Genomic DNA, 23,775 nt, shown 5'->3' on the forward strand with positions numbered 1-23,775 from the left:
AATTAGTTATATTTTTTCTCGCCGTACTTACCTACGGTGTCTACTTTACCATCTTTATTTATTTCGACAAGGTTATCGTTATATTTGGACGGGCATTTCATTAAAATTTTCGATGCGTAAAATTTGTCTTTGTTCATCTTGCCGATCAACACCAATTTTTCTGATTTTTCGAAATCCTGCGGTTTGGTACCTGCGTAAATTACCTCTCTCACTTCTCCTTTTTCATCTTTCATGTGGAATGAAAAATGGTTAGCATCTTTTACGGCGTCGTAGTAAGTACCCATTGATTTTACCCAATAGCCCATCACATGTTCTTCTTTCTCGGAAAGAGCTGCCTGTTTGAAATTAGAGTAGGTGTCGGTATTAGCGTTTAAGCTAAATAAAATCCCTACGGAAATCGCGATGGTAATCAATCCAATGATTGCACTTTTCTTCATGGTTATACTTATTGTAAAAGCTGGCAACAAAGATAGAAAAATCGGCTTAGCCAGCATTCTTTTACATTTTTCTTGTCTTTATATTGACAATTATCTGATTTTTGAAGGAAAATATTTTTCCGAAAGCCACTATTTATAACCGATCTTAAGGAATATCTCAATTCGTTTAAATATCCGGACTGAAATTATTAAGTTTGGCCTGTCAGATAATCATTCCTTTTTTACATCCCACAGTAAAACCTAAACCAGATTAACATGAAATTAAAGCAGTTTTATAAGCTTTTGTCATTTATCGTCTTGATCCCATTTTTAAGCTCATGTTTTGAAGTAATTGAAGAAATTGCCCTGAAAAATGATGGAACCGGCGATGTGGTACTTACCATAAACCTGAGCCAGAGCAAAACCAAGGTAGCTTCGGTAATGCTTTTGGATAGCGTACAAGGCTATAAAGTACCCAGTAAGCAAAAAATTCAACAGGAATTAAATGAAGCCGTTGCTTATTTAAGAAAATCGGAGGGAATTTCGAATGTAAAAAGCACGAGCGATTTTAATAATTACATCGCCACCATCAGTTTTTCTTTTAAAGATGTTTCAAACATCAATAACATCACCAAAAACATTCTTGCCCAGCAAAAAATTAAGGCGACTAACACGTCATCGTATACGTATAACAAGGCCACTAAAACCTTTAGCCGAAAATATCAGGCCATTGGTACCGCTAAAACAGAATTCAATAAATTAAAAGCAAAAGATAAAGCCGTTTTTAACGGCGCAACCTACACCAGCATTTATCGTTTCGAATCGCTTGTAACAAGTAGTACCAATCCGGCATCAAATGTATCAAAATCTAAAAAAGCCGTGATGTTAAAAAGCAGCATCATGGATTTAATTAACGGAAAAATTAACGTATCTAATTCCATACAACTATCTAAATAAATGAAACCAATATCTAATTCACGATAGTTTCATCTTTACTGAAAACAAATTACATAATGAAAAAAATTCTAATTGCCATCGCTCTTTTCTTATCGTTTAACCTGGCCAAAGCTCAGGATTTAGTTAAGAAAATACCATCTAATGCCTTCACAGTAGCCACAATTAAAGGTGATAATATATTTAAGTTAATGTTTGTGAAAGATTTTAACGAATCTTTTCTAGGCAAGAAATTATTGACTGAAACTTCAAAATCACTTGATAAAAGCTTTACCAGCATAGAAGACTTCGGTATAAACCTGGAGAAAAATATGTATTACTTCAATCAGTTAAGCGATAGCATTACATATAACTGTTTTCTTATTCCGATAAAAGATGCTAAAAAATTTGAAAGTCTGATTGACAATAAAGAAAAAAAGTTTACCCAGCAGGGCGATATCCGTACGATGGTTTTGCCTGATAGCACCAGCATTATTAAATGGAACAACAATATGCTGTATTTTGTAACAGGAAGCATCAGCAGTTCTTTTTTTGCTGATTCAGTTAAATCTGCCCGTTATGGGATTAAGGACATCAGGTTCCAGAATGATGATGCAATAGCTATTGATAGCACTGCAGTAGTTGTAGATTCTGTAGCTACAACAGTATCGATGGATGAAGAAGTGCCTGCCCCACCTGTAGCAAAAGTGAAGGTTCAGAAAAAGCCGGTTGCTAAAAAGAACACTAAAAAAACGGTTGCAACGAAAAAAACCGGCAAAAAGAAAACAGCCAAAAAATCTAAAAAAATCGCCAAAACTGATCCGGATTTTGAAGAGACAAGAGAATTCGCAGTCGATACTGCAAGCATGACTCCTGTTCACGGCATTGTTGATGAACAATACGATGCTTACCAGCAAGAGCGTTTAGAACAAGACGCAAAGAAAAAAAGATTGGCTTTTACCTGGATGACCGCCCAGGCGGATCAGATTTTTAATGGTACTTACGAGTCTATCGAAAACAATAAATCATATACAGCCAGTTTAGATAACAAAGCCATTGCAGAGCTTTGGGTGTCGAGTCTTCAAGATGTTTATAATGCGGTTTCTCCCGAGTTCGGTGCTTATGGTAAGGCGGGATTAATGAAAGGTTATGGCAGTTTAAATGCGAAACTTTTTATGGATGACAAAAGTTTCCGCATCTCTACAGGCTTGGAATTGGCCCAGGAACAGGCAGATGCTTATAAAAAAATCATGAACAGAAAGTTAAACAAAAACTTTTTGAAATATGTAAACAGCGAAAAAGCCCTTGGTTTTATGAGCTACTCCATCGATACCAAAGCGTATCTCGAAGAATTCCCTAAATTAATGAAACAGGCTTATGGTTCTTTTCTGGGTGCTAAAATGGACGAAGAAATTGACCTGGGTGCAGAATTGATTTCTCTTTTATTAGATGAAGAAGCGGTAAGCAAAGTGGTTAAAGGTGATGCCCTATTTGTAATTAACGGACTAAACACCAAAGATGTTACTTATACCACCTACGAATATGATGATGATTACAAACAGAAAGAAATAGTTAAAACCAAAAAAGAAACTTTGCCTGATTTCCTTTTCATGTTTTCTTCTGAAGATACCAGATTGATCAATAAACTGATTAAATATGGTGTAAACAAAAATTATGTATCTGTTGAGAACAACATTTATAAAATACAGGAAAAGAAAAGTCCGATTGATATTTACTTTATGATTAAAGATGGCATTGTATTTTTTGGTAATTCCTTAACCGAAATGCAGGGCATTAGCAATAATCAATACAACAGCAATAAATTAAGTAAACTGCATAAACAACTATTGAGCAAAAACAATTTCAGTTTTCTGTTTAATGCCAAAAACCTGGTAGGCAAAGTGCCGGATTCGGAAATTGGTGGAGAAGAAACCGCTAAGAAATTTAACAGCACTTTAGAAAAAATGGGTAATGTTTACATGAAATCGAACCCGATTAAGGGCAGATTGGTTTCAGCTGATATTAGTGCAGAGATTCCGAACGGACATGAAAATGCATTGAAATACTTGTTTTCGCTAATTGAAAATGCAGCTAAGTAGTTTAGCTGGCAATTATCAGTTGGCCGTATACAGTTAACCCACTTAAACAGTTAACCTTTTCTATGAAGAAATTTTTAAAAATAACAGCAGCGATAGTAATATTGCTGCTTATTTGTTATTTCGGCTTTTTCAAGTACAGACAAATCCAGGCCAATAATGTATCTATCCCTGTTTCGACGAATGCCTTACTCAAAATAAATGTTGACGAACTGTACAAAACCATTGCGCTGAGTTATATCAAACATCCAAATCAATATGCTGGAGCAGATAAAAAAGGGATTAAGGAAAAGGTAGATGATTTAAACACTGGATTGAAAATCCCGGCAAACATTTACCTGTATGGTTTAAAAGGAAAGGCAAAAACTACCTTTTTCTCGAGCTTTGAAATAGCAGATGCTGCAGCGTTTAACCGTTTTATCCAAAAGAAATCTGCTTTGCCATTGATTAAAACAGATAGTAATTTCTTTCAATCCAAAGATTCGACCCTTTGTATCTTATTTAACAAAACAACTGTCGCGTTAGCCTATACACCACAAAAAGAACAGGTTAAAACTGTTCTGACCGAAATACTGAACCGCAAAAACATGATTAAAGTTGGCGATAGCCAGTTTAAAGAACTGGTAAATCTTTCCGATCATGTTTCGTTTCAAAACATTGAAAACTTTAGCAAAATTAATTTTACTGACGGAAAAATTAATTTCAGCAATGAATTTATCAATAAGATGATCGAACCAGCCGCGAAGCCGCAGCACCGGGCGCTAAATCCGGAAAGTACGGTAAGCATGTGGCTAAACGCCAAATTTAAAGCCCAGTCACCTCAGCAAAATCAGACCGTAAGCCCTTCCCTCCTTTCGAAATATAATTTTTTCAGGTTTTACAAAGATTACGTGGATTTTGAGTGGACAAATACCATTACGCAGATAGATACCATTGTAGGCTACGAATACAATGATGATTTTGAGCAGGTGGAGAAAAAAATACTCCAGGACCGGAAGATTCCTTCAATTGTTATCAATCTAAGCGCTGATGATAAAGCAGTGGGTAATTATCTCAAATCGCTGGGCGCATTGGATCAATCTACCGGAAAGATCAGCAGTGCTATGATTCCATTGTACCAGGTTTACTTTAAAGGCAATAATGGTCATGTTCAATTGAGTACTCTGCCAAGCATTCAACCCGATCAAAAAAGGGAATCATCCGACGATTTCTTTTATTTTAAAGCAGATTTAAAAAAGTTGATTAAACAAACACCAATGCCCTTAATTGCAGATAAACTGGCTACTTTTAGTCAGTTGGAAATCAAAGCAAAAAGTATAGGCAAAGACAAAATCAAACTGGAGTCGGAACTTTTATTTTTAAATGAAGATGCCAACGCCTTGATCCAGCTTTTAAAAACGTTTAGAAATGGCTTCAATAGTTCGTTAAATTTTAACTTCTCAGTTGGTACGCCGGCAAGTAGGTAGTGTATTTCCCGCAGATTTAAGGAGATTTACGAAGCACAGGGCCAGTACAAAACAAAAAGTTTCATTCCGTTTTGCGCTTTTACGCTTCGCTTCCTCATGCCTCGTTGCTACAGGGTAACGCTTCACCCGCCCGCCTGCTTCGGGCAGGGGGCTAAAGAGACACGGCAGTATTTCTTTTGCCGGGTTGCAAGGTGCACAAACCCTTGTTCCTAAACCTGATTGGAGCGAACATCCCGATTTAAAGCACTGTTTTTTTTGCTTTTTATGGTGTGCTTGCTTGTTTCACAGGTTTCATCGGGATAAAGCGTAAAGCAGGACTGGCGCCTTCCAAGAACCACAGGCCCGTCATTTCCAAAAAAAATTACGGAAACCTCATAATATCAATATTATCCTTCGACAGGCCCAGGATGACAATGGCCAATTTTATTCTCTTTGGTCTGCGGAGCCACCAAACCTAAATGGTAATAATGATTTGGGCACAAAAAAGCCCTGCAGTTTTAAATCCTGTAGGGCTTTGATTTAGATCATTATCCTTCGGCAAGCTCAGGATGACTAGCTAAGAGTATTATGGCCAAACGCCCAGGTTCATGTAAGAAACTGCAATTTTATCAATTGAATTTACAAAAGCAGCTGTTCTTAATGTTTGGGTTGCTGGTTTGTTCATTAATGTTTCGCGGATTTCGTGATAAGAATGAATCATGGTATCTTCTAAACCAGAGTTTACCAGTTCCATTTCAGACGCCCCTTTAACAATCATTAAACGATGCTCAGGAAGGATCGTTTTACCCGTTAAGTTTTCTAAAGTATTAATTAGATTGGCATTTGAATTGGCTGCATAACGGTTCTCCATACGACCAAAAGCCACGTGAGAAAGGTTTTTCAACCATTCGAAATAAGAAACCGTAACACCACCTGCATTACAATACATATCAGGAATGATGATACCACCCATTTCGGTAAATATGGTTTCGGCTTCTGGTGTAGTTGGACCATTTGCACCTTCAGCAATAATTTTCGCTTTGATATTACGGATATTAAGCTCAGTGAATTGGTTTTCTAAAGCAGCAGGAACAATGATATCGCAATCTTGCTCTAAACCTTCCATCGAGTTTTTAAAGTCTTTAGCGCCCGGGAAACCTAAAATTGAACCTGTGTTTTTACGGTGTGCAAAAACTTCATCAACATTTAATCCGTTAGGATTGTAAATGGCACCCTCAAATTCGCATAAACCTACAATGGTAGCGCCAAATTCTGCTAAGAATTTAGCCGAGTGGTAACCCACATTACCTAAACCCTGAACAATTACCCTTTTATCGCCTAAACCAGCTTTAAAACCAATTTTAGCCATATCTTCTGCCACTTCTACACATTCGCGTACGGCATAGGCAACACCACGTCCGGTGGCTTCTTTACGGCCACGGATACCATGTAAAGCAATTGGTTTACCCGTTACACAACCTAGAGCATCTAACTGACCAGGATTCATGGTCATATAAGTATCAGCAATCCAGCTCATTTCGCGTTCACCCGATCCATAATCAGGAGCAGGAACATCAATACCGGGGCCAATAAAGTTTTTCTTAATTAATTCTGTAGTATAACGGCGGGTGATGGTTTCTAACTCGGCAACACTGTACTGTTTAGTATTAATTTTAATACCACCTTTTGCGCCACCAAATGGAACGTTAACAATGGCACACTTGTAAGTCATTAAGGCAGCAAGGGCCATAACCTCATCTTCGTTTACCATTTCACTGTAACGGATACCACCCTTGGTAGGGCTCATGTGGTGAGAGTGTTCTACACGCCAGGCATCAATTACTTCAAAACCGTTTCCGCGGCGGATTGGGAACTGGAAACGATACACACTATTACATGTTTTAATCTGGTTCAATAAACCTTCTGGATGATTGGTGAATTGAGCCGCACTGTCAAAGTTCTTACAAACATCTGCAAAGAACTTGTTCTCGTCTGCTAGATTAGCCATTATTTATTTTTTTTATGAATAAGTTTTCGCTGCAAAATTGCCTAAAAAAACCGCACATATCCAAATGAAAAAAGACTTAGTGTAAAGCAAACACCACCTTATTTTGGCTGTTAAGGCCATTTTATACCGTTTTGGGGGAATGTACAAAAACAATATTTAAACATATTTAAAGGCAGATATAACAAAACAATACTTTGATTAAAGCAGCGTTTTAACCGGCTTTTTATGGCGTATTATGATTTAAAAAAAAGTATAAAAAAAATATTTAAAACCAGGTTTTGCAAGCGCAATTAAGAAAGAAAAAATTCAACGGGTTTAAAATTGGGTTCATTACGGGTTTTACACCAAAAATAAGGCATAAAAAAAAGTGACCAATTGTATTGATCACCTTCTTAAAGTTAATCTAAATCGTCCCGTTGATTTAATTTATAACTAACCAAACTTGATCAATAAATTACCAAAAAACAATACTGTGATGTAGGTATTTTGGTTATGTACTGGTTTGTATTTTTAATTAGGGATTTCTGAATCGGCAAAAACCTCTATTACAACGAGATAAACAAGATAAATTTCGATAATTGCATCTTTTATCCTTCTAAAATAGCACTTTTATCCATTTTAAAAATCAACTAGGATTTTAGCAAAAATTCTTGTTTACGCTATTATTTATCAGTTTGGTTTTCTTTTTCGATTTTCTTTAATCTCTTATCTATAGAGAACAGATAGGCCAGCAAACCGACAAGGATAATCACAATACAGATTACCACAACATATATCTTTCCATTGCTCCGAAGGCTATCAGCCATTTCTACACCATTATCCTGCGCAAATAACTGCAGGGCTGTCATCATTAATATCAGGGAGAAAAATATCTTCTTCATTTTAGTTATGTTGTTGTTTGTTTTCTATAGTACGTATTCTGAAACGGATGGTATAAACCCAGTAACCAATTAATATCCAACCCAAACATGCAGGATAAAATACCATCCGCATGCGGCTATCTAAATCGTAACTGTTAAAGCCAGGATTACCACCGTTACCCGGGTGTAGGGAGTCTTTTAACCGGGGTAAAACAAAAAGTAATACCACCATCATCGGGAAGGCAAAAATATTGTAAATGGCCGAAATCTTAGCTCTTTTCTGTTCCTCATCTATTGCATTACGCAAAATAAGGTAAGCAAAGTAGAGCAAAATGGAAATGGCGGCAAAATTTTGTTTAGGATCGAAACTCCAAAACTGCCCCCAGGTATATTTAGCCCAGATGGCACCTGTTACTAAACCTAAAACACCAAAAACAATCCCGGCATTTACACTCTCTACCGCTTTAATATCGTCGATTTCACTTTTGGTACTCAACGATTTTACGCTGTAAAAAACAGAGATCGAAAAAAGGACAATCATGGCAAACCACATCGGAACATGGAAATACAGATTACGGATGGTTTCGTTCAAAATAGCCAGATGTGGCACACCAAGTAACAAACCCGCTATCGCAGTATAAATCACCAAAACTGAACCTAAAATTTTCCACCAAGTTTTATTCATACGTTTATTTAATTATTGAGTTTTGAATGGCTGAGGGAATCGTTGCTTTTTCATTCCATCATCCATTTTCCATCTTCCATTTTTAATCCCTCCAAAGGTAAGGAAATAACAATAAAGACGTTGCCACCATCAGTACATTCACCACGAGTAACATCGCTATTTCATCGTAACTATTCTCCCATGGCAAGCCATCAACAGCATTTTTAGCCAGTTTAATTAATAAAATCAGCACCGGAATAATAATTGGGAAGCTTAAAATCGCCATCAACATTCCACCGTTACCAGCTTTACTTGCTATGGCCGAAACCATTGTAAATACTGTAGAAAAACTGATACTGCCCAGCACCACGGCAACGTAATACATTGCTAAATCGGGTGGGGTAAAAGAATCGAAAACCAGTGTATAAAAACCTAAGGCAATTGTGGTGAGCACCAACATCAGAAGCGTATTGTAAACTGTTTTAGAGATTAACACCGCTGCAGGACTTGCCAAGATATAACTATACAACTGCTGGCCTTTAGTTTCCTGCAAAAAACTCTTCGATACGCCATTAATGGAGGCAAAAAGCATGATGATCCAAAATAAGGCATTCCATGTTAGTTTATCGCCCAGGCTAACAAAAGAGAGGTAACAGGTAAAAATGGTCGAAACCACATAGAGCAATACACCGTTAATGGTATATTTGGAGCGCCACTCTAACAATACTTCCTTGTGAATTAAATATTTAACCTCTTTGGCCAATTGCATAACCGCAAAGATACTTTTATTGATAAATATTGCACGCTTAAATTGTTGTATTGTTGTAATTTTGTTTATAGATAAGCCACAGAAACACAGAAAACCGATAAAAGTGTTAGATACAGCTGTTTTTTTAAGTAGTTATCTTTTAACTAAAAAATCTGTGTTTATTTGTGAAAATCTGGGGTAAAAAAACATGAACTACGCATCAGTTATAACATCGCCGGTTGGCAAAATAACCATCTTAGCTGATGATGAATTTGTGCATGTAGTTACTTTTGCCGAGAAAGACATCTCAGGATTACCAGAAAACGAACTTACGGTAAAGGTAGCCAATCAGTTAAAGGATTATTTTAAGGGCGATTTAAAGGATTTCGATTTCCCGATGAAACAAAAAGGAACCGAATTTCAACAGGAGGTTTGGCAGCATTTATTAACCATACCTTTTGGCGAAACCACTTCCTACGCCAAATTTTCTGCTCACCATCCACTAGCCATACGGGCTATCGCTGCTGCAAACGGAAAAAACAATATCGCCATTATAGTGCCATGCCATAGGGTAATTGGCAGTAATGGTAAACTGGTTGGTTATGCAGGTGGTTTATGGCGTAAACAATGGCTGCTACAACACGAACGTGAAATTGCCCAAAAAGGACAAACCGAATTAAAATTTTAAAAACATACTTTTTTTTGCAGATGAATACAGATCAAGCCGAAACCAAAAATTACATAAAAGCCATCCGCTTAATTAATATTGAAGGTGACAAATGTGCCTTTGAAACGGGTACAATCCCAATCCGTCAGCATATTAATGCGAATTATTTTTTCGCTCAAACCGATGTATCAACTTTAGAGAAAATCCCCCACCCTGCACCAAGGCGTCAATATGTAATTACCCTCAAGGGCAAACTCCGGTTTACAGTAAGTAATGGCGATACTTTTATCATCGAGCCGGGCATTATCCTCATTGCCAATGATACGGCCGGAGAAGGGCACACCTGGGAAGTTGTTGATGGCAATGAATGGGAAAGAATCTACATTCCATTGGAAGATGATACCGACGATTATTTTACCGCAGACAGCCCATTTTAAATTCTCTTCTTAAAATCTTCTTACATCTAAAATAATTTATATTTTTGGAAGATATCAAACGCTCAATGAACTACAATCCTGGCTTACATATTTTATCAGAGTTCTCGTCTGAAAAAACTGAACAACTTTCTTCTTTTCACGATTGTAAAGCACTATTTAACAGCTTAATTAAGTCAAATACGCTGGAAAAAGTTGGCGAGGTTTATCACGATTTTCCAAATGGGGGTTTTACGGCTGTAATCTGTTTAACAGAATCGCATCTGTCTATCCATACATGGCCGGAGTTTAAACTGGCAACTTTTGATATCTTTTTATCAAACTACCAAAAAGACAATACCCAAAAGGTTAAAGATATTTATGAAGCTGTACTCCAATTTTTTGAGGGTATAGAAATACAAAAAACTGAAGTTGTTCGCTAATGGAGAATTCAGTAAAATCATTTTTTAAATTATCAGAGACCATTACTTGTTCGATTTGCAAACAAGATATTGTGCTTTATGAGCCAGCTAAAAGCGAGTACATCGTCTGCCCATCTTGTTTTTCCTACCTGCGTATTTTTACCAGGACAGAAACAAGGTTGAATAGAAAATTAGATCAACCTGAAAAAGTTTTGGTATTAAAACTGGGCTCAACAGGAAATATTCATGGTACAGCATTCAAGGTAATTGCTTATCTCGAAAAAAAAGAAGCAGGAACGGATTACCATTGGAGGGAATATATCTTAACCAGCCATGATAAAGGTTACGTTACCTTATCCGAATTCGATGGGCATTGGAATTTTATTGCCAGCAAAGATTTTCTTCCAGACTTTAAAGAACCTATATCGTATGGGTTAAGTATTGGTTATAAAGATGTGGAGTACAAACTTTTCAATAGATATACACCTGTAGTCACCGCTATGCTTGGTGAAGTGGATTGGGATGTAGTGAATGAAAAGGTTAAAGCTACCGAGTATATCGCCCCGCCTTTTATGGTGGTAAAGGAGGTTGGCAAAACCAGCCACCAAACCGACTATTACATTGGCGAATATCTAGATGCTGAAGTGATTGCAAATGCATTCAACATTGATAAAAACGACCTACCCGAGCAAATTGGTATTGGTGCAAACCAGCCATCAAAAGCTTTTGAAAGGTGGACAGCCTCGTTAAATATATCCGGTGTAGCTATTGTTTTAGTCCTGGTTTTCCATCTATTGTTTAACCTGGTAAAACCTGAAAAAGAGCTGATCAATGATGATTTTTTAATTGTCTACGATACGAAAGGTGGTCCTGATACTTTCAAATCATTTATTACGCCATCTTTTACGCTTGATGATGAATCATCAAATATTGAATTCGAAATTGCATCAGCAGTTGATAATAACTGGCTCGAAACCACCATTGTATTGGTTAATGAAAGCGATAACAAAACCTGGGAAGTAAGCAAGGGGATCGAATATTATCACGGTACTGAAGATGGCGAAAGCTGGTCGGAGGGTTCGACAAGAGAATCGATTACACTATCAGAAATACCTAAGGGAAAATACCATTTAAATGTGTATCCATCATCAGGCGATATATTTAGAAATAACCTTTACATCAAAGCGGTGAGCAATGTAACCATGTGGGGCAATACGGTAACCACCCTATTATTGCTTTGTATTTTTCCGGCAATCTGCTGGCTTTTAATGCGAGATTATGAAAAAAGAAGATGGAATAACAGCGATTTTTCACCTTTTGTAAACGGAGAATAAATGAATTTGAAACCGATAAAATATTACCTGATCGTATTGTTGGCTGTTATAGGTTTTTATGGCTACAGTGGTTTAAAGGGGCATGCTTATTTTCCAGATAAAGCAGAAAAAAACACAGAATTTAATGGCAATAAAAGTCATTCAGGTCACATAAATAGATTTTACCATAAATAAGAACATTATGAGTTTAAATGAATTAATTAACATCAAGTACATTATTGCATCACTGGTTTATTCCGTATTGGGCATCATTGTTCTTTTTATTGCTTTCTGGATTATTGAAAAAATTACACCAGAAAACCTTTGGAAAGAGATACTGGAAAAGCAAAATCTAGCATTGGCAATCGTTTTTGCAGCTTTTATTATTGCAATAGCAATTATTATAAGTTCAGCCATTCATAGTTAGCATGAACAAAAAGCTACCGGCACTTTTATTAATTTCTGTTTTTGTTGTTGCAACCTGCGGGCTTATATACGAGTTGATTGCGGGTACACTGGCCAGCTATTTACTTGGCGATTCAGTTACCCAATTCTCCACCATCATTGGCGTTTACCTTTTTTCTATGGGTATAGGCTCGTGGATATCTAAGTATTTCGAAAAAAATATCCTTTCGTGGTTTATTCAGATCGAAATTTTAGTCGGCCTGGTTGGGGGTTTTAGCTCAACGGTTTTATTCCTCGTTTTTGAAAGCATTGCTTCATTCCGAATTGTGTTGTATGGCTTTGTGAGTCTGACCGGTATCCTTGTGGGTTTAGAAATCCCACTGTTGATGCGCATCCTTAAAGATCGTTATGAATTTAAAGATCTGGTTTCGAAGGTTTTTACATTCGACTATATCGGCGCGCTACTGGCCTCACTCATTTTCCCACTCCTGCTTATCCCCCATTTAGGACTGGTTAAAACCGCTTATCTGTTCGGGATGCTCAATGTGGCAGTGGCTTTAATTGTATGCTTAAGTTTCAAAAAAGAAATCAGGGCTTCCAAATACTTACAAAGTGCGTCCGTTATCAGTATTATTTTGCTGTTGGCAGGTTTTGTTTATGCAGATAAAATTACAAGTTTCTCCGAAAGTCAGACCTATAGCGATACCATCATATATTCGAAAAGCACGCCTTATCAACGCATAATCCTGACTAAAAAAAATAAAGTTTTACGACTTTTCTTAAACGGAAATCTTCAGTTTAGCTCTGATGATGAGTACCGGTATCACGAGGCATTGGTACATCCTGGACTGCAGGCATTACCTTTTGCAAAACATGTACTGGTAATGGGCGGTGGAGATGGACTTGCAGTTCGGGAAATACTAAAATACCCTAATGTAGATTCGGTAATATTGGTAGACCTGGACAAAGGGATGACGAGCCTTTTTCAATCGAACAAGATTCTTTTAGGTTTAAATAAAAACGCACTCTTATCGCCTAAGGTAAAAGTAATTAATGCCGATGCCTTTAGCTGGATTAAAGCACAGCATAAAAAATTCGACTTCATTGTAATCGATTTCCCAGACCCTTCAAATTATGCCGTTGGCAAGTTATATACCAACGCTTTTTATAAACTGGTTAAGGGCATACTTGCTCCTAAAGGTTTAATGGTTGTCCAATCTACTTCACCTTACGTTGCGCCAAAATCTTTTTGGACGGTAAACAAAACCCTTGAAAGTGTGGGTTTAAAAACCATTCCGTATCACAATTATGTGCCCTCTTTCGGCGAGTGGGGTTACATTATGGCTACCGATCCGGATAATGTTTACAAAAAACCGCAGCAATACTTACCTAGTTTAAGGTTCGTTTCGAAAGAAAGTTTAGACCTGATGCTCTTCTTTCCAAAAGATATGGCAAGGGTAGAAACTGATGTAAATAAATTAAATAATCAGATTTTGGTGAAATATTTCGAAGATGAGTGGGCAAACGTTTTATAAAGATGATTTATCGGCATATTTAAAACGACGTGCTTTTCTTTTGAGGATAGGCCTGATTACTGGCGGTATTTTTTTGAATAGCTGTTATAAAAAAATCAGATCTACCAAATACAATATCAAAGGAACTTTACAGGGACCGAATGCAAAAGCTGGTCATATTTTACGCGATAAGATCAAGCTAGCCCCCTCAAGTAAAACAAGAAAGGTAAAAACACTAATTATCGGCGGTGGAATCTCGGGTTTATCAGCTGGCAGGTGGTTAAAAAAGAATGGAGAAACAGATTTCGAGATTCTGGAACTGGAAAATCATACTGGTGGAAATTCTTATTTTGGCACCAATAATATATCCTCATACCCTCTAGGCGCCCATTATATTACTGTCGCAAACAATGATGATCATCTGCTTATCGATTTTTTGCAGGAAATTAATGTCATCACCCACTTCGAAAACGAACTCCCCTACTACAACGATTATTACCTGACTTTCGATCCGGAGGAAAGGTTACTGATTAATGGCGAGTGGCAGGAAGGTTTGGTGCCAGATTTTGGTGTCCCTGCAAGCGATAAAGAACAAATCAAGCGTTTTTTACTGGAGGTAGATCAGTTAAAAAATACCAAAGGGAACGATGGAAAGTTCCTGTTCAATATTCCGTTAAGTTCATCATCAAGCGATCCAAATTACAGAAAACTGGATAAGATTTCTTTTCAGGCCTATCTCGAAGAAAAAGGATACGATTCGAAATATCTCCTATGGTATTTGAATTATGCCTGCAAAGATGATTATGGTCAGAAAACAGATAAAATATCAGCCTGGGCTGGTTTGCACTATTTTGCTTCGCGTAGAGGAAAAGCTGCAAATGCAGAACAAAATGCCATAATCACCTGGCCAGAAGGCAATGGCTGGATCATGAAACAACTTGCCAGTCAGCTTAAAGATCATATCAAAACCTCAACCTTATGTTATGGTTTAAAATCGCTGGCCAATGGAGATATAACTGTTTCCATATTCAATATGCAAGCCAATATCACCGAAGAAATAACAGCTGCAAAGATTATTTTATGCGCACCCCAATTTGTAAACAACCGTTTACTCCAAAACTTTAACCGCCATATAAATTATCAGTCTTTTAGTTATTCGCCCTGGCTAATCGCAAATATTACCATCAACGAATTACCGGAATCAAAAGGTATTAATCTTTGCTGGGATAATGTTGCCTATAATACAGCATCTGTTGGCTATGTAAATTCGGCCCAGCAGCATTTAAAACTCACGGAGAATAAAAAAGTAATTACTTATTATCTGCCGCTGTGCGATTTTGAACCGGCAATTGCACGCTTAGCTGCATATACCAGGAGTTACGAACAATGGCTTGATATTGTTGTTCCTGAATTGGAAATGATTCATCCGGGAATTACAGCGGCTATTGAAAATATAGATTTCTGGGTTTGGGGGCATGGGATGATTGCACCTACAACAGATTTTGTTTGGAGTGAAAACCTGGCAAAAGCCAGAGCACCAATAGATCATAAAATTTTCTTTGCCCACAGCGATCTGAGTGGGGTTTCTATATTTGAAGAAGCTTTTCATCAAGGCGTAAACGCAGCAAAACAGGTTTTAAATGTTATCTCATAAACCAACCCAACCCTGGCTTCACTCGGCATGGACTGATATTATTTTTATTATATCGCCGGCATTTCTCTCTTTATTGCTGGTTTTACTTTTTCCAGATCAGTTTCAAAACGCAACAGGTATTCCATTAGCCTATTGGGTATTTTTAATTGTTTTTATTGATGTTGCACATGTTTACAGCACCTTATACCGAACCTATTTTAATCGGGGTAATTTCAAAAAGCAGTATACATTGCTCATCTCTATTCCGTTGGCCTGTTATGTTATAGGTGTTATGCTCTATCGTTTTGATGGTTTATGGTTTTGGAGAATCCTGGCTTATTTGGCCGTTTATCATTTTATCAGGCAGCAATATGGCTTTATGCGCCTGTATTCCCGTAACGAAAAATCAACCAGGCTGTTAACAACTATTGATAAAATTGCCATTTATACCGCAACTTTATATCCTTTGCTTTTCTGGCATTTAAACAGCGGGCGAAATTTCAACTGGTTTGTAGAAGGCGATTTCTTTACTTTTAAGAACGATATGCTATTAACATACTCCAGCATGGTGTACATCTTAATTATCGCCATTTATATCGTCAAAGAAATTTTATTCATCATTAACAAAAAGTGGATTAATATTCCGCGCAACTTAATCGTAATCGGAACATTTTTATCCTGGTATTTCGGTATCGTTTATTTTAATGGTGATATGGCCTTTACTACCTTAAACGTAATTTCGCATGGTATTCCGTATATGGCATTGGTCTGGTTTTTTGAAAAGAAAAAAATCGGAGGCCAAACCGCTAAGAATAAAATCATGGATCTCTGTTTCGGAAAATTCGGAATATTATATTTCTTATTGATTCTCGTACTTTTCGCGTACATGGAAGAAGGCCTTTGGGATGGCTTGGTATGGAAAGAACATCAATCGGTTTTCAAACTTTTTTCCGGCTTACCGCAGGTTACCAACACGGAATTATTATCGCTGCTGGTTCCACTTCTAGCTTTACCACAAGCTACACATTATGTGCTCGATGGCTTCATCTGGAAAGCAAAAAATAAATTCTAAAAAATCTGTTTTTTTATCCGTTTCGTAAATCATATCAAAACTCCTGATATTATGAAAACGGTCTGCTTATTCCTGTTTATTTTTTTAACTCACCTGCCAATGGAAAAAAATATTCCTGTGGCTAAATTAGATTTAAAAAAATATTCGGGAACCTGGTACTCATTATATTCTATTCCTACCATTTTTGATAAAGGGAGCCGTGAAACCACTACTAAATACACTTTGAATAAGGATGGTTATTATAATGTTTTAACTACCTATAAAAAACCGGGCGATGATAAAGTTTATTCCAGGAATTCTAAAATGTATCCATCAGAAGAAGGAGATAAAGGAGAGTTACAGGCACAGTTTATTTGGCCGATAAAGGTTGATTACTGGATCATTGAACTGGCAGATGATTACTCTTATGTGGTGGTAGGACACCCCGATCACAAATTTTTGTTCATCATGAGCCGTAATCAGACTATGCCGAAGAAAACCCATGATGAAATTGTAGCCAGGTGTAAGGCAAAGGGATACGAGGTTTCAAAACTCACCTCTCAGTTGCACGAAAAGGCTTAGGCGCTAATCTTCTCTCCGCGTTTAACACTAAAAAGCATCAATATTACGCCAACTAAAAGTACGATCCATCCCCATTGGAAATGAACAACTTTACCGATAAGTTTATTGGCGAAGCCATATTTAGTATAATTATTTGCGGTAAAATAAACAGCAACCACCGCTAAAACGTACCAAATAGCCATTACAAAACTCATAAACCTAAATGCCCCTACTTTTCTAATAAACAGAAACAACACTGAAATGGCGATAATGGCATAAGTAATCATAAACAAACGTGCATCAGATTGATACAAGTTCCAGTTGCCTTTAATCGGCACTTTTAATATCGGGCAGAAACCTGCAATAACGCATAACAAAATGCCTAACCAGGCCCTGAATTTATTTAATACTAACATCTTTTTGGTTAATCGGTTAACTGGATAAATTGGTTAATTGTTTGTAATGGAAGTAATGGTTTAATCGCTACCTTGTCTGGCATTTTTTAATGACTAATGACTAATGACTAATGACTAATGACTAATGACTAATGACTAATGACTAATGACTAATGACTAATGACTGAACTATTGCCCTTCAATAATCCCCATCTTATCAGCAAAATGGGCACAATAATCGCGTAAATCTTCAACGATCAAAGTTTCATTTGTGGCTTTTAAAAAGCTATCGCCCATGGTTTGCAAGGTTTCGTAGAAAAAACGTTTCATCTCGTCAACGGGCATATCTTTTGTCCAAAGATCTATCTTTAAAGTATTTTTATAATTATGGTCCCAAACTGATAAAAACATTGCCTTTGCTGGCACTTTATCAGCATTTCCTGCATCTGTACTCTCCCAAAGTATATTATCGGGATTATTTCCTTCGTCTAACTCAACAGTTATTTTTATTTCTGCTTTTTTCATATTCATATTGATTTCATCGATTTAACAGATTCCTCCGATATAAACCGACTAATTTTTCCGGATGCAAAGATGCTTATTTAATTTGATTACACAGATGAGTAGATTGAACAGATCAGAATTGTACAGATATTTTTACGGTTTAATTACGCTAACTTCTGCAGGATTAACATGAGTACTGCGGCAATGAAGATGAAAATCAGCTCAATTATCCAAATACGCTTAATATCTTTTAAAGTGAAGCGGAAAATTAAATCGGTAATAAAAGTAACCAGAATTAAACACCCTAAAATGAATTTGTAAAAAGCACTCAGGTCAAAATGCTGACCAGCCGGTTTGCTTTGAAAAATACTAGCCACCAGAAATGCCACAGCGAGCGATGTAACAATATTTAAAGGGGTAATCCTTAGCTTCATTACTTTTTCTTATCGAATTTTTTACCTTTTTTAAAACTCTTTACCTGCTTGCCGGCTTTTGCTTTGGCTTTTTCCCTCACCTTTTTCTCTATCGCCGCAGCATGTTTTTTCTCATGGAAGGCTCCTTTAAAATCAGGATCATCCTTGCGTTTCTGCATATCAATTTCCTTCGCAATATGTTGACGTTCCTCGTAAGGGGTTTCATCAATAAAAACACCTTCCGGAATTTCGGCGACAGGAATATATTGGCGGATTAATTTTTCAATCTTGCGGATATAATATTTTTCGGCATCGGTGGCAAAGGTAATCGCATCACCTTTGGCAAAAGCCCTACCGGTACGGCCGATACGGTGTACATAATCTTCGATAATGATCGGCACATCAAAATTAATTACATGACTTACATCACTTACATCAATGCCCCTACTCGCCACATCTGTAGCCACTAAAACCCTGACATTACCTTCCTTGAAACTATTGATAGAGTTAATCCTGGTATTTTGCCCTTTATTGGCGTGGATTACACGAACATGCTCAGCACCATATCTGCGTTCAATAAAACTGTAAATGTTATCTGCAACCGTTTTGGTTTTACAGAAAATAATCAGGCGGTTAAAAGCCTCATCATTCTTCAGCAAATGCTGCAATAGGTTAATTTTCGTTTTGAAATTCGGAACGTAATACAAAGCCTGCGTTACGTTTGCAGCAGGGGTTGCTTGCGCAGATGCCTCAATCACAAGCGGATTATTCAAGAAATCGCCGGCAATTTTCTGCACCAGGTCGCTCATTGTAGCCGAGAACAACAAATTCTGGCGTTTACGCGGTACAATTTCCAAAATCCGGTGAATTGAGCCAATAAAACCCATATCCATCATTTTATCGGCTTCATCCAGCACCAAAAATTTTAAGCTCTGCGTATTAATATCACCTGCCAAATATAAATCCAGGAATCTTCCGGGCGTAGCAATTAAAATATCAACGCCTTTTGCAATTTGCTCTTTCTGCGTTTTCGGACCTATTCCACCAAAAATCACTAAAGAACGTAAATCGGTATAGGTAGAAAATAACTTTACCTGTTCTGCAATCTGCATCGCCAGTTCGCGCGTTGGAGATAAAATAAGTGCTCTTGGATTGTCGCCCTGAGCATATTTTAACTGCATTAAAATGGGCAAAACAAAAGCAGCGGTTTTTCCGGTACCGGTTTCGGCGATACCAAAAATATCTTGTCCAGATAATACTGGCGCAATTGCTTTTTCCTGTATCGGTGTGGCAACGGTATAACCTGCATCGGCAACTGCATTTAAAATTTGCCTGTTTAACTTAAATTCTTCGAACGATTTTGCCATAGCGCACAAAGATAGTGATTAAGGTTGAGGGTTTGAAGGCGTAAGGCAGAAGGTTTCAATCCCATGCAGAATTGAAGCTTCGTTTTATCAGAATTGGGAGTAAAACAATTTCAGTAATTCTTCGGTTCTGATAGTCCTGCTATCGTTTCAATCTTTTTGCGATGGTCAGTCTGAGCTTGTCGAAGACCTGCACCAAAAAGTATTTCCACTTTATCAGGTTTATTTAACTCAAAACTTAGCATAAAAACTCAATTTCCCCTTTCCACAGTATCAAAATCTTGATACCTGATACTAGCTACTTAACACTAAATTACTACCTTTGAAACCATGAATACTTACCTGATAAAAGCCGCTACAATTGTAAACGAAGGACAAAAAATTGTTGCCGATGTATTGATAAAAGATGGATTGATAGCCAAAATCGGCCAAAATCTGTCTGCACCTGATGCACAAGAAATTAATGCAGAAGGACAATACCTTTTACCAGGAATGATTGATGACCAGGTCCATTTTCGTGAGCCCGGTTTAACCCATAAAGCCGATATTTTTACCGAAAGTATGGCCGCTGTAGCTGGCGGGATTACCTCTTTTATGGAAATGCCCAACACTGTGCCCAATACTTTAACACAGGATTTATTAGCTGATAAATACGAAATTGCTGCCCAAACCTCATTGGCCAATTATTCCTTTTACATGGGCGCCAGTAACGACAATATTGAAGAAGTTTTAAAAACCGATCCTAAAAATGTTTGCGGCATTAAAGTTTTTATGGGTTCATCAACCGGGAATATGCTAGTGGATAACGAAAAAACTTTAGAAAACATTTTTAGCAAAGCACCAATATTGGTGGCTACCCATTGCGAAGATGAAGCGACCATTCGCCATAATCTGGCCGAATTTAAAGCCAAATACGGTGAAGATTTAACGATAGAGATGCATCCTTTAATCCGAAGCGCGGAGGCTTGTTATAAATCATCATCACTAGCAGTCGAACTGGCAAAAACTTATCAAACGCGTCTGCATATCCTCCACATTTCTACAGCAAAAGAAATTGCTTTATTTGATAACATTACGCCACTAAAAGACAAAAAAATTACGGCTGAGGCTTGCGTACATCACCTTTGGTTTAATGACCAGGATTATGCTTCGAAAGGAAATTTCATCAAATGGAACCCTGCAGTAAAAACGGAAGATGATCAAAAAGGCGTACTCAGAGGTGTTCTTGAAAATTATATCGATGTGATTGCAACAGATCATGCCCCACATACACTGGCAGAAAAACAGCAGCCTTATTCACAAGCGCCATCTGGTGGTCCGTTAGTGCAACATGCATTGCCCGCTTTGCTGGAAATGCATCTACAGGGTAAAATCTCTCTGGAGAAAATTGTCGAAAAAACCGCGCACAATCTGGCTATCTGTTTTGATATCGAAAAACGCGGTTTCATCCGTGAAGGCTACTGGGCAGATTTAGTCCTGGTAAACCTGAAAGATTCGTGGAAAGTAACTAAACTTAATAATTTCTATAAGTGCGGCTGGAGCCCCTTTGATGGAGATACCTTCCAGGCCAGTATTAGCCACACTTTCGTATCAGGAAATTTAGCTTATCAAAATGGCAAATTCACGACCGATCAGATCGGAAAACGCCTAACTTTTGCAAGATAGATTTGCTTAGCTTAACCTATATGCGACAATAGAAACTAAGGTGATTTCTTGTTATGCCCCCTTTCACCCCACCCATAAAAGATAGAACAACGGAAGAACTCCTGTTAATTGTAGGCGCTCCCGATGAATGGAATGAAACAGCTTTACAGGAAGCTCAATCAGTGCTAATTTTAAGGAAGGTTGATGAATCAAAAATCAAACAGGCCAAACACCTGTCCAAACAAAAAGTTAAATTAGAAGAATTAAAAAGAGCAAAAGAATCGTACTCAGTTTTTGATTTTATCTTTGAGCCGATAACTTTTATCGAAATTATTTTTTCTTGGGAATTAAAAAAAGATGGATACCTTAGAAAAGCAGAACAGCAGCGATGGTTCAGAAAAATATTACTCTTCCTGTTGCTTGCCATATTATTGTTTTTTATAATCTACAAGTGATTTGATCTCATTTAAAAAGTTAGTTCGTTCTAAAACGTTTATCATTGCAACAGCCGCTTTTTTAGTTTTTCTGATCGGATTAAGTGAAAACTTAACCGAAAAAATTTATTTCAACAACTTCTATCCGTTAATTTCTAAACTGCTAAGGTTTTTAAGCTCCCCTTTCCCCTTCGCCATTGGCGATATACTCTACATCCTGTTGGTTGCATATTTATTGTGGTATTTTTTCAAAACCTTCAAAAAGTATCGGGCAAAAGCAATCAGCTTAAAACAGATTGGGATTAAATGCCTCAACCTTATTTTAGTACTTTATCTTGTTTTCAAATTAAGCTGGGCCTTAAACTACTCGCGACCAGCAATAGCAACAAAACTGGGTATAGCCAACGAAAAATACAACACTGCCCAGCTGGTAACGTTAGGAAAATACTTTCTCATCAGGATTACGCACTTAAAGCTTAAGATAGATAGTATGAATAGCAGGCCAAAGTTATATTCGGTTGCGGGTCTATCAAAAACAGCAGCGCTAAGCTATCAACTACAAGCTAAACAGAATACTGCTTTTAACTATGCTATAACCAGCGTAAAACCGTGTTTATTTGCCGGTTACGTAGCAAAAAGTGGCATTGAAGGTTATTACAACCCATTAAGTGGAGAGGCTAACATTAATATGAATCTACCTCCATTTATTTTACCTTTTACCATTTGCCATGAGATTGCACATCAAACAGGTATTGCAAAAGAAGATGAAGCCAATTTATTAGGCTATATCACGGCCATCAAAAGCGATGATATCAATTTCCAATATGCGGGTTATTATTGTATGTTCCGCAGTATTTTGTGGGAAATCAGAGTAAAATCCCCAAACGATTACCAAATGATTTTTGAGCGCATTGCTCCTACAGTATTAGCAGATTTTAAAACCGAAAACCAATTCTGGCTAAAAAATAATTCCGATATGTCGAAATATATGAGCGTAGCTTTTGATCGGTTATTGAAACTAAACAACCAGAAAAAAGGAATTAACAGCTATCAGGATATTGTACTCTGGTTATACAACTACCATAAAAAAGATTTAGAAAAAAGCTTATCCCGAGGTTCATCAGAAAATTGGATCACTAAAGATCTTCAACGCAATTAATCATGTTTTCAGTTGGTTATGAAAAACTGAAAATTGCAAACTGAATTATCCGTGTATCGCTTCTCTCGTTCCGAAACTCTGGATCAGTTCTCCTTCAAAATCTAACCATTCCTTCCAGCGTTTATCTACATCCACATCGGTACTATATTTACGGGCAAAATTTAAAAATGTAGTATAATGTCCGGCTTCAGAAACCATTAGCTCATGATAAAATTTAGCCAGTTCCTGATCTTTTATATTTAACGAAAGCACCCTGAAACGCTCACAACTTCTGGCTTCAATCATTGCCGCAAACAATAACCTGTCAATAAAAGCCATATTGCGGCTTCCGTCTTTTTTACTGAATTTCACCAAACGGCCTACATAATCATCTTTCCGCTCGCGGCTTAAGGTATAACCACGTTTTTTTATAATTTCAATAACCATCTGGAAATGTTGCATCTCTTCAATGGCAATCGCAGTTAATTCATCTACCAGATCCTGATGTTCAGAGTTTTGAGTGATTAACGTAATGGCATTGGTTGCCGCTTTTTGTTCGCACCAGGCATGGTCAGATAAAATTTCTTCTAAATTCGATTCCGCAATATTTGCCCAACGTGGGTCTGTCAATAATTTTAATCCTAACATGTAGTGCTTGTAATTGAACTGCAAAATTAGGAATATTTCAGATACGTTTAATATCTCCCGCAGATTTAAAAGATGATGCAGGTTTT

General features: G+C 37.2%; 26 protein-coding genes. 16 read left to right on the forward strand and 10 right to left on the reverse strand.

Annotated features, from left to right (window positions below):
* Positions 1–2 precede the first annotated feature (2 nt).
* Positions 3–437, reverse strand: a complete 435-nt coding sequence (locus tag AC07YT_RS17375) for a cytochrome c maturation protein CcmE domain-containing protein (RefSeq protein WP_057932366.1) — start codon at positions 435–437, stop codon at positions 3–5.
* 255 nt (positions 438–692) lie between these two features.
* Between AC07YT_RS17375 and AC07YT_RS17380 the strand changes: the two genes are divergently transcribed.
* From AC07YT_RS17380 to AC07YT_RS17390, 3 genes are all read left to right on the forward strand, one after another.
* A complete protein-coding gene (locus AC07YT_RS17380) occupies positions 693–1,373 on the forward strand; it encodes a hypothetical protein (RefSeq protein WP_086545259.1) in 681 nt (226 codons plus the stop codon).
* A 56-nt stretch (positions 1,374–1,429) separates the two neighbouring features.
* On the forward strand, positions 1,430–3,448 hold the full coding sequence (locus tag AC07YT_RS17385; protein ID WP_086545258.1) for a hypothetical protein: 2,019 nt from the start codon (positions 1,430–1,432) through the stop codon (positions 3,446–3,448).
* A 62-nt stretch (positions 3,449–3,510) separates the two neighbouring features.
* Positions 3,511–4,911 (forward strand): hypothetical protein, encoded by a 1,401-nt coding sequence (locus AC07YT_RS17390; RefSeq protein ID WP_086545257.1) that lies wholly within the window; start codon positions 3,511–3,513, stop codon positions 4,909–4,911.
* Positions 4,912–5,476: 565 nt separating this feature from the next.
* Here the strand turns inward: AC07YT_RS17390 and AC07YT_RS17395 are convergent.
* The 4 genes from AC07YT_RS17395 to AC07YT_RS17410 all read right to left on the reverse strand — a co-directional run bounded on the left by AC07YT_RS17395 (position 5,477) and on the right by AC07YT_RS17410 (position 9,191).
* Positions 5,477–6,898: a Glu/Leu/Phe/Val family dehydrogenase gene (locus AC07YT_RS17395; protein ID WP_057932370.1), complete on the reverse strand. Its 1,422-nt coding sequence runs from the start codon at positions 6,896–6,898 to the stop codon at positions 5,477–5,479.
* 662 nt (positions 6,899–7,560) lie between these two features.
* Positions 7,561–7,779: a CcmD family protein gene (locus AC07YT_RS17400; protein ID WP_478358855.1), complete on the reverse strand. Its 219-nt coding sequence runs from the start codon at positions 7,777–7,779 to the stop codon at positions 7,561–7,563.
* A gap of 1 nt (position 7,780) precedes the next feature.
* Positions 7,781–8,443 carry a cytochrome c biogenesis protein CcsA gene (gene ccsA, locus AC07YT_RS17405; protein WP_086545255.1) on the reverse strand — a complete coding sequence of 221 codons (663 nt, stop codon included), beginning with the start codon at positions 8,441–8,443 and terminating at the stop codon, positions 7,781–7,783.
* Positions 8,444–8,525: 82 nt separating this feature from the next.
* On the reverse strand, positions 8,526–9,191 hold the full coding sequence (locus AC07YT_RS17410; RefSeq protein WP_086545254.1) for a heme exporter protein CcmB: 666 nt from the start codon (positions 9,189–9,191) through the stop codon (positions 8,526–8,528).
* Positions 9,192–9,378: 187 nt separating this feature from the next.
* On the opposite strand from AC07YT_RS17410, the gene AC07YT_RS17415 reads away from it, so the two are divergent.
* The 10 genes from AC07YT_RS17415 to AC07YT_RS17460 all read left to right on the forward strand — a co-directional run bounded on the left by AC07YT_RS17415 (position 9,379) and on the right by AC07YT_RS17460 (position 17,170).
* Entirely contained in the window at positions 9,379–9,858 is a 480-nt protein-coding gene (locus AC07YT_RS17415; RefSeq protein ID WP_086545253.1) for a methylated-DNA--[protein]-cysteine S-methyltransferase, read from the forward strand.
* A 20-nt stretch (positions 9,859–9,878) separates the two neighbouring features.
* The gene (locus AC07YT_RS17420) at positions 9,879–10,274 is read left to right on the forward strand and encodes a cupin domain-containing protein (RefSeq protein ID WP_086545252.1); all 396 of its coding nucleotides are present in this window, start codon (positions 9,879–9,881) and stop codon (positions 10,272–10,274) included.
* Positions 10,275–10,339: 65 nt separating this feature from the next.
* Positions 10,340–10,693 (forward strand): S-adenosylmethionine decarboxylase family protein, encoded by a 354-nt coding sequence (locus tag AC07YT_RS17425; RefSeq protein WP_086545251.1) that lies wholly within the window; start codon positions 10,340–10,342, stop codon positions 10,691–10,693.
* 158 nt (positions 10,694–10,851) lie between these two features.
* On the forward strand, positions 10,852–12,006 hold the full coding sequence (locus AC07YT_RS17430) for a DUF4178 domain-containing protein (RefSeq protein ID WP_494945433.1): 1,155 nt from the start codon (positions 10,852–10,854) through the stop codon (positions 12,004–12,006).
* On the forward strand, positions 12,007–12,180 hold the full coding sequence (locus AC07YT_RS17435) for a hypothetical protein (protein ID WP_494945434.1): 174 nt from the start codon (positions 12,007–12,009) through the stop codon (positions 12,178–12,180). It abuts the gene before it with no gap.
* A 7-nt stretch (positions 12,181–12,187) separates the two neighbouring features.
* A complete protein-coding gene (locus AC07YT_RS17440) occupies positions 12,188–12,412 on the forward strand; it encodes a DUF350 domain-containing protein (protein ID WP_086545249.1) in 225 nt (74 codons plus the stop codon).
* A gap of 1 nt (position 12,413) precedes the next feature.
* On the forward strand, positions 12,414–13,925 hold the full coding sequence (locus AC07YT_RS17445) for a polyamine aminopropyltransferase (protein WP_086545248.1): 1,512 nt from the start codon (positions 12,414–12,416) through the stop codon (positions 13,923–13,925).
* Positions 13,903–15,558: an NAD(P)-binding protein gene (locus AC07YT_RS17450; RefSeq protein WP_086545247.1), complete on the forward strand. Its 1,656-nt coding sequence runs from the start codon at positions 13,903–13,905 to the stop codon at positions 15,556–15,558. The genes AC07YT_RS17445 and AC07YT_RS17450 overlap by 23 nt, the downstream gene beginning before the upstream one ends.
* Entirely contained in the window at positions 15,545–16,609 is a 1,065-nt protein-coding gene (locus AC07YT_RS17455) for a hypothetical protein (RefSeq protein WP_086545246.1), read from the forward strand. Before AC07YT_RS17450 ends, AC07YT_RS17455 begins: the two co-directional genes overlap by 14 nt.
* Before the next feature lie 99 nt (positions 16,610–16,708).
* Positions 16,709–17,170, forward strand: coding sequence for a lipocalin family protein (locus tag AC07YT_RS17460; protein ID WP_494945435.1), 462 nt, complete (start codon positions 16,709–16,711; stop codon positions 17,168–17,170).
* On the opposite strand, the gene AC07YT_RS17465 is transcribed toward AC07YT_RS17460, so the two are convergent.
* From AC07YT_RS17465 to AC07YT_RS17480, 4 genes are all read right to left on the reverse strand, one after another.
* Complete coding sequence (locus AC07YT_RS17465; protein ID WP_086545244.1) at positions 17,167–17,565, reverse strand: hypothetical protein; 399 nt, start codon at positions 17,563–17,565, stop codon at positions 17,167–17,169. The genes AC07YT_RS17460 and AC07YT_RS17465 overlap by 4 nt on opposite strands.
* Before the next feature lie 168 nt (positions 17,566–17,733).
* Positions 17,734–18,069 (reverse strand): gliding motility protein GldC, encoded by a 336-nt coding sequence (gene gldC, locus AC07YT_RS17470; RefSeq protein WP_057932380.1) that lies wholly within the window; start codon positions 18,067–18,069, stop codon positions 17,734–17,736.
* Between the two features lie 143 nt (positions 18,070–18,212).
* On the reverse strand, positions 18,213–18,482 hold the full coding sequence (locus AC07YT_RS17475; protein ID WP_086545243.1) for a hypothetical protein: 270 nt from the start codon (positions 18,480–18,482) through the stop codon (positions 18,213–18,215).
* On the reverse strand, positions 18,482–19,828 hold the full coding sequence (locus AC07YT_RS17480; RefSeq protein ID WP_086545242.1) for a DEAD/DEAH box helicase: 1,347 nt from the start codon (positions 19,826–19,828) through the stop codon (positions 18,482–18,484). The genes AC07YT_RS17475 and AC07YT_RS17480 overlap by 1 nt, the downstream gene beginning before the upstream one ends.
* Before the next feature lie 327 nt (positions 19,829–20,155).
* Here AC07YT_RS17480 and AC07YT_RS17485 point away from each other — a divergent pair, with 327 nt between their 5' ends.
* From AC07YT_RS17485 to AC07YT_RS17495, 3 genes are read left to right on the forward strand one after another with little or no spacing between them, the layout of a single operon-like run.
* Positions 20,156–21,490: a dihydroorotase gene (locus AC07YT_RS17485; RefSeq protein ID WP_086545241.1), complete on the forward strand. Its 1,335-nt coding sequence runs from the start codon at positions 20,156–20,158 to the stop codon at positions 21,488–21,490.
* A gap of 53 nt (positions 21,491–21,543) precedes the next feature.
* Complete coding sequence (locus AC07YT_RS17490) at positions 21,544–21,924, forward strand: hypothetical protein (RefSeq protein WP_086545240.1); 381 nt, start codon at positions 21,544–21,546, stop codon at positions 21,922–21,924.
* 1 nt (position 21,925) lies between these two features.
* Positions 21,926–23,062, forward strand: coding sequence for a DUF3810 domain-containing protein (locus AC07YT_RS17495; RefSeq protein WP_086545239.1), 1,137 nt, complete (start codon positions 21,926–21,928; stop codon positions 23,060–23,062).
* A 45-nt stretch (positions 23,063–23,107) separates the two neighbouring features.
* Here AC07YT_RS17495 and AC07YT_RS17500 read toward each other — a convergent pair whose 3' ends face one another.
* Positions 23,108–23,689 carry a MiaE family protein gene (locus AC07YT_RS17500; protein ID WP_025143164.1) on the reverse strand — a complete coding sequence of 194 codons (582 nt, stop codon included), beginning with the start codon at positions 23,687–23,689 and terminating at the stop codon, positions 23,108–23,110.
* Positions 23,690–23,775: the final 86 nt, after the last annotated feature.

Source organism: Pedobacter sp. GW460-11-11-14-TSB4 (assembly GCF_059423705.1).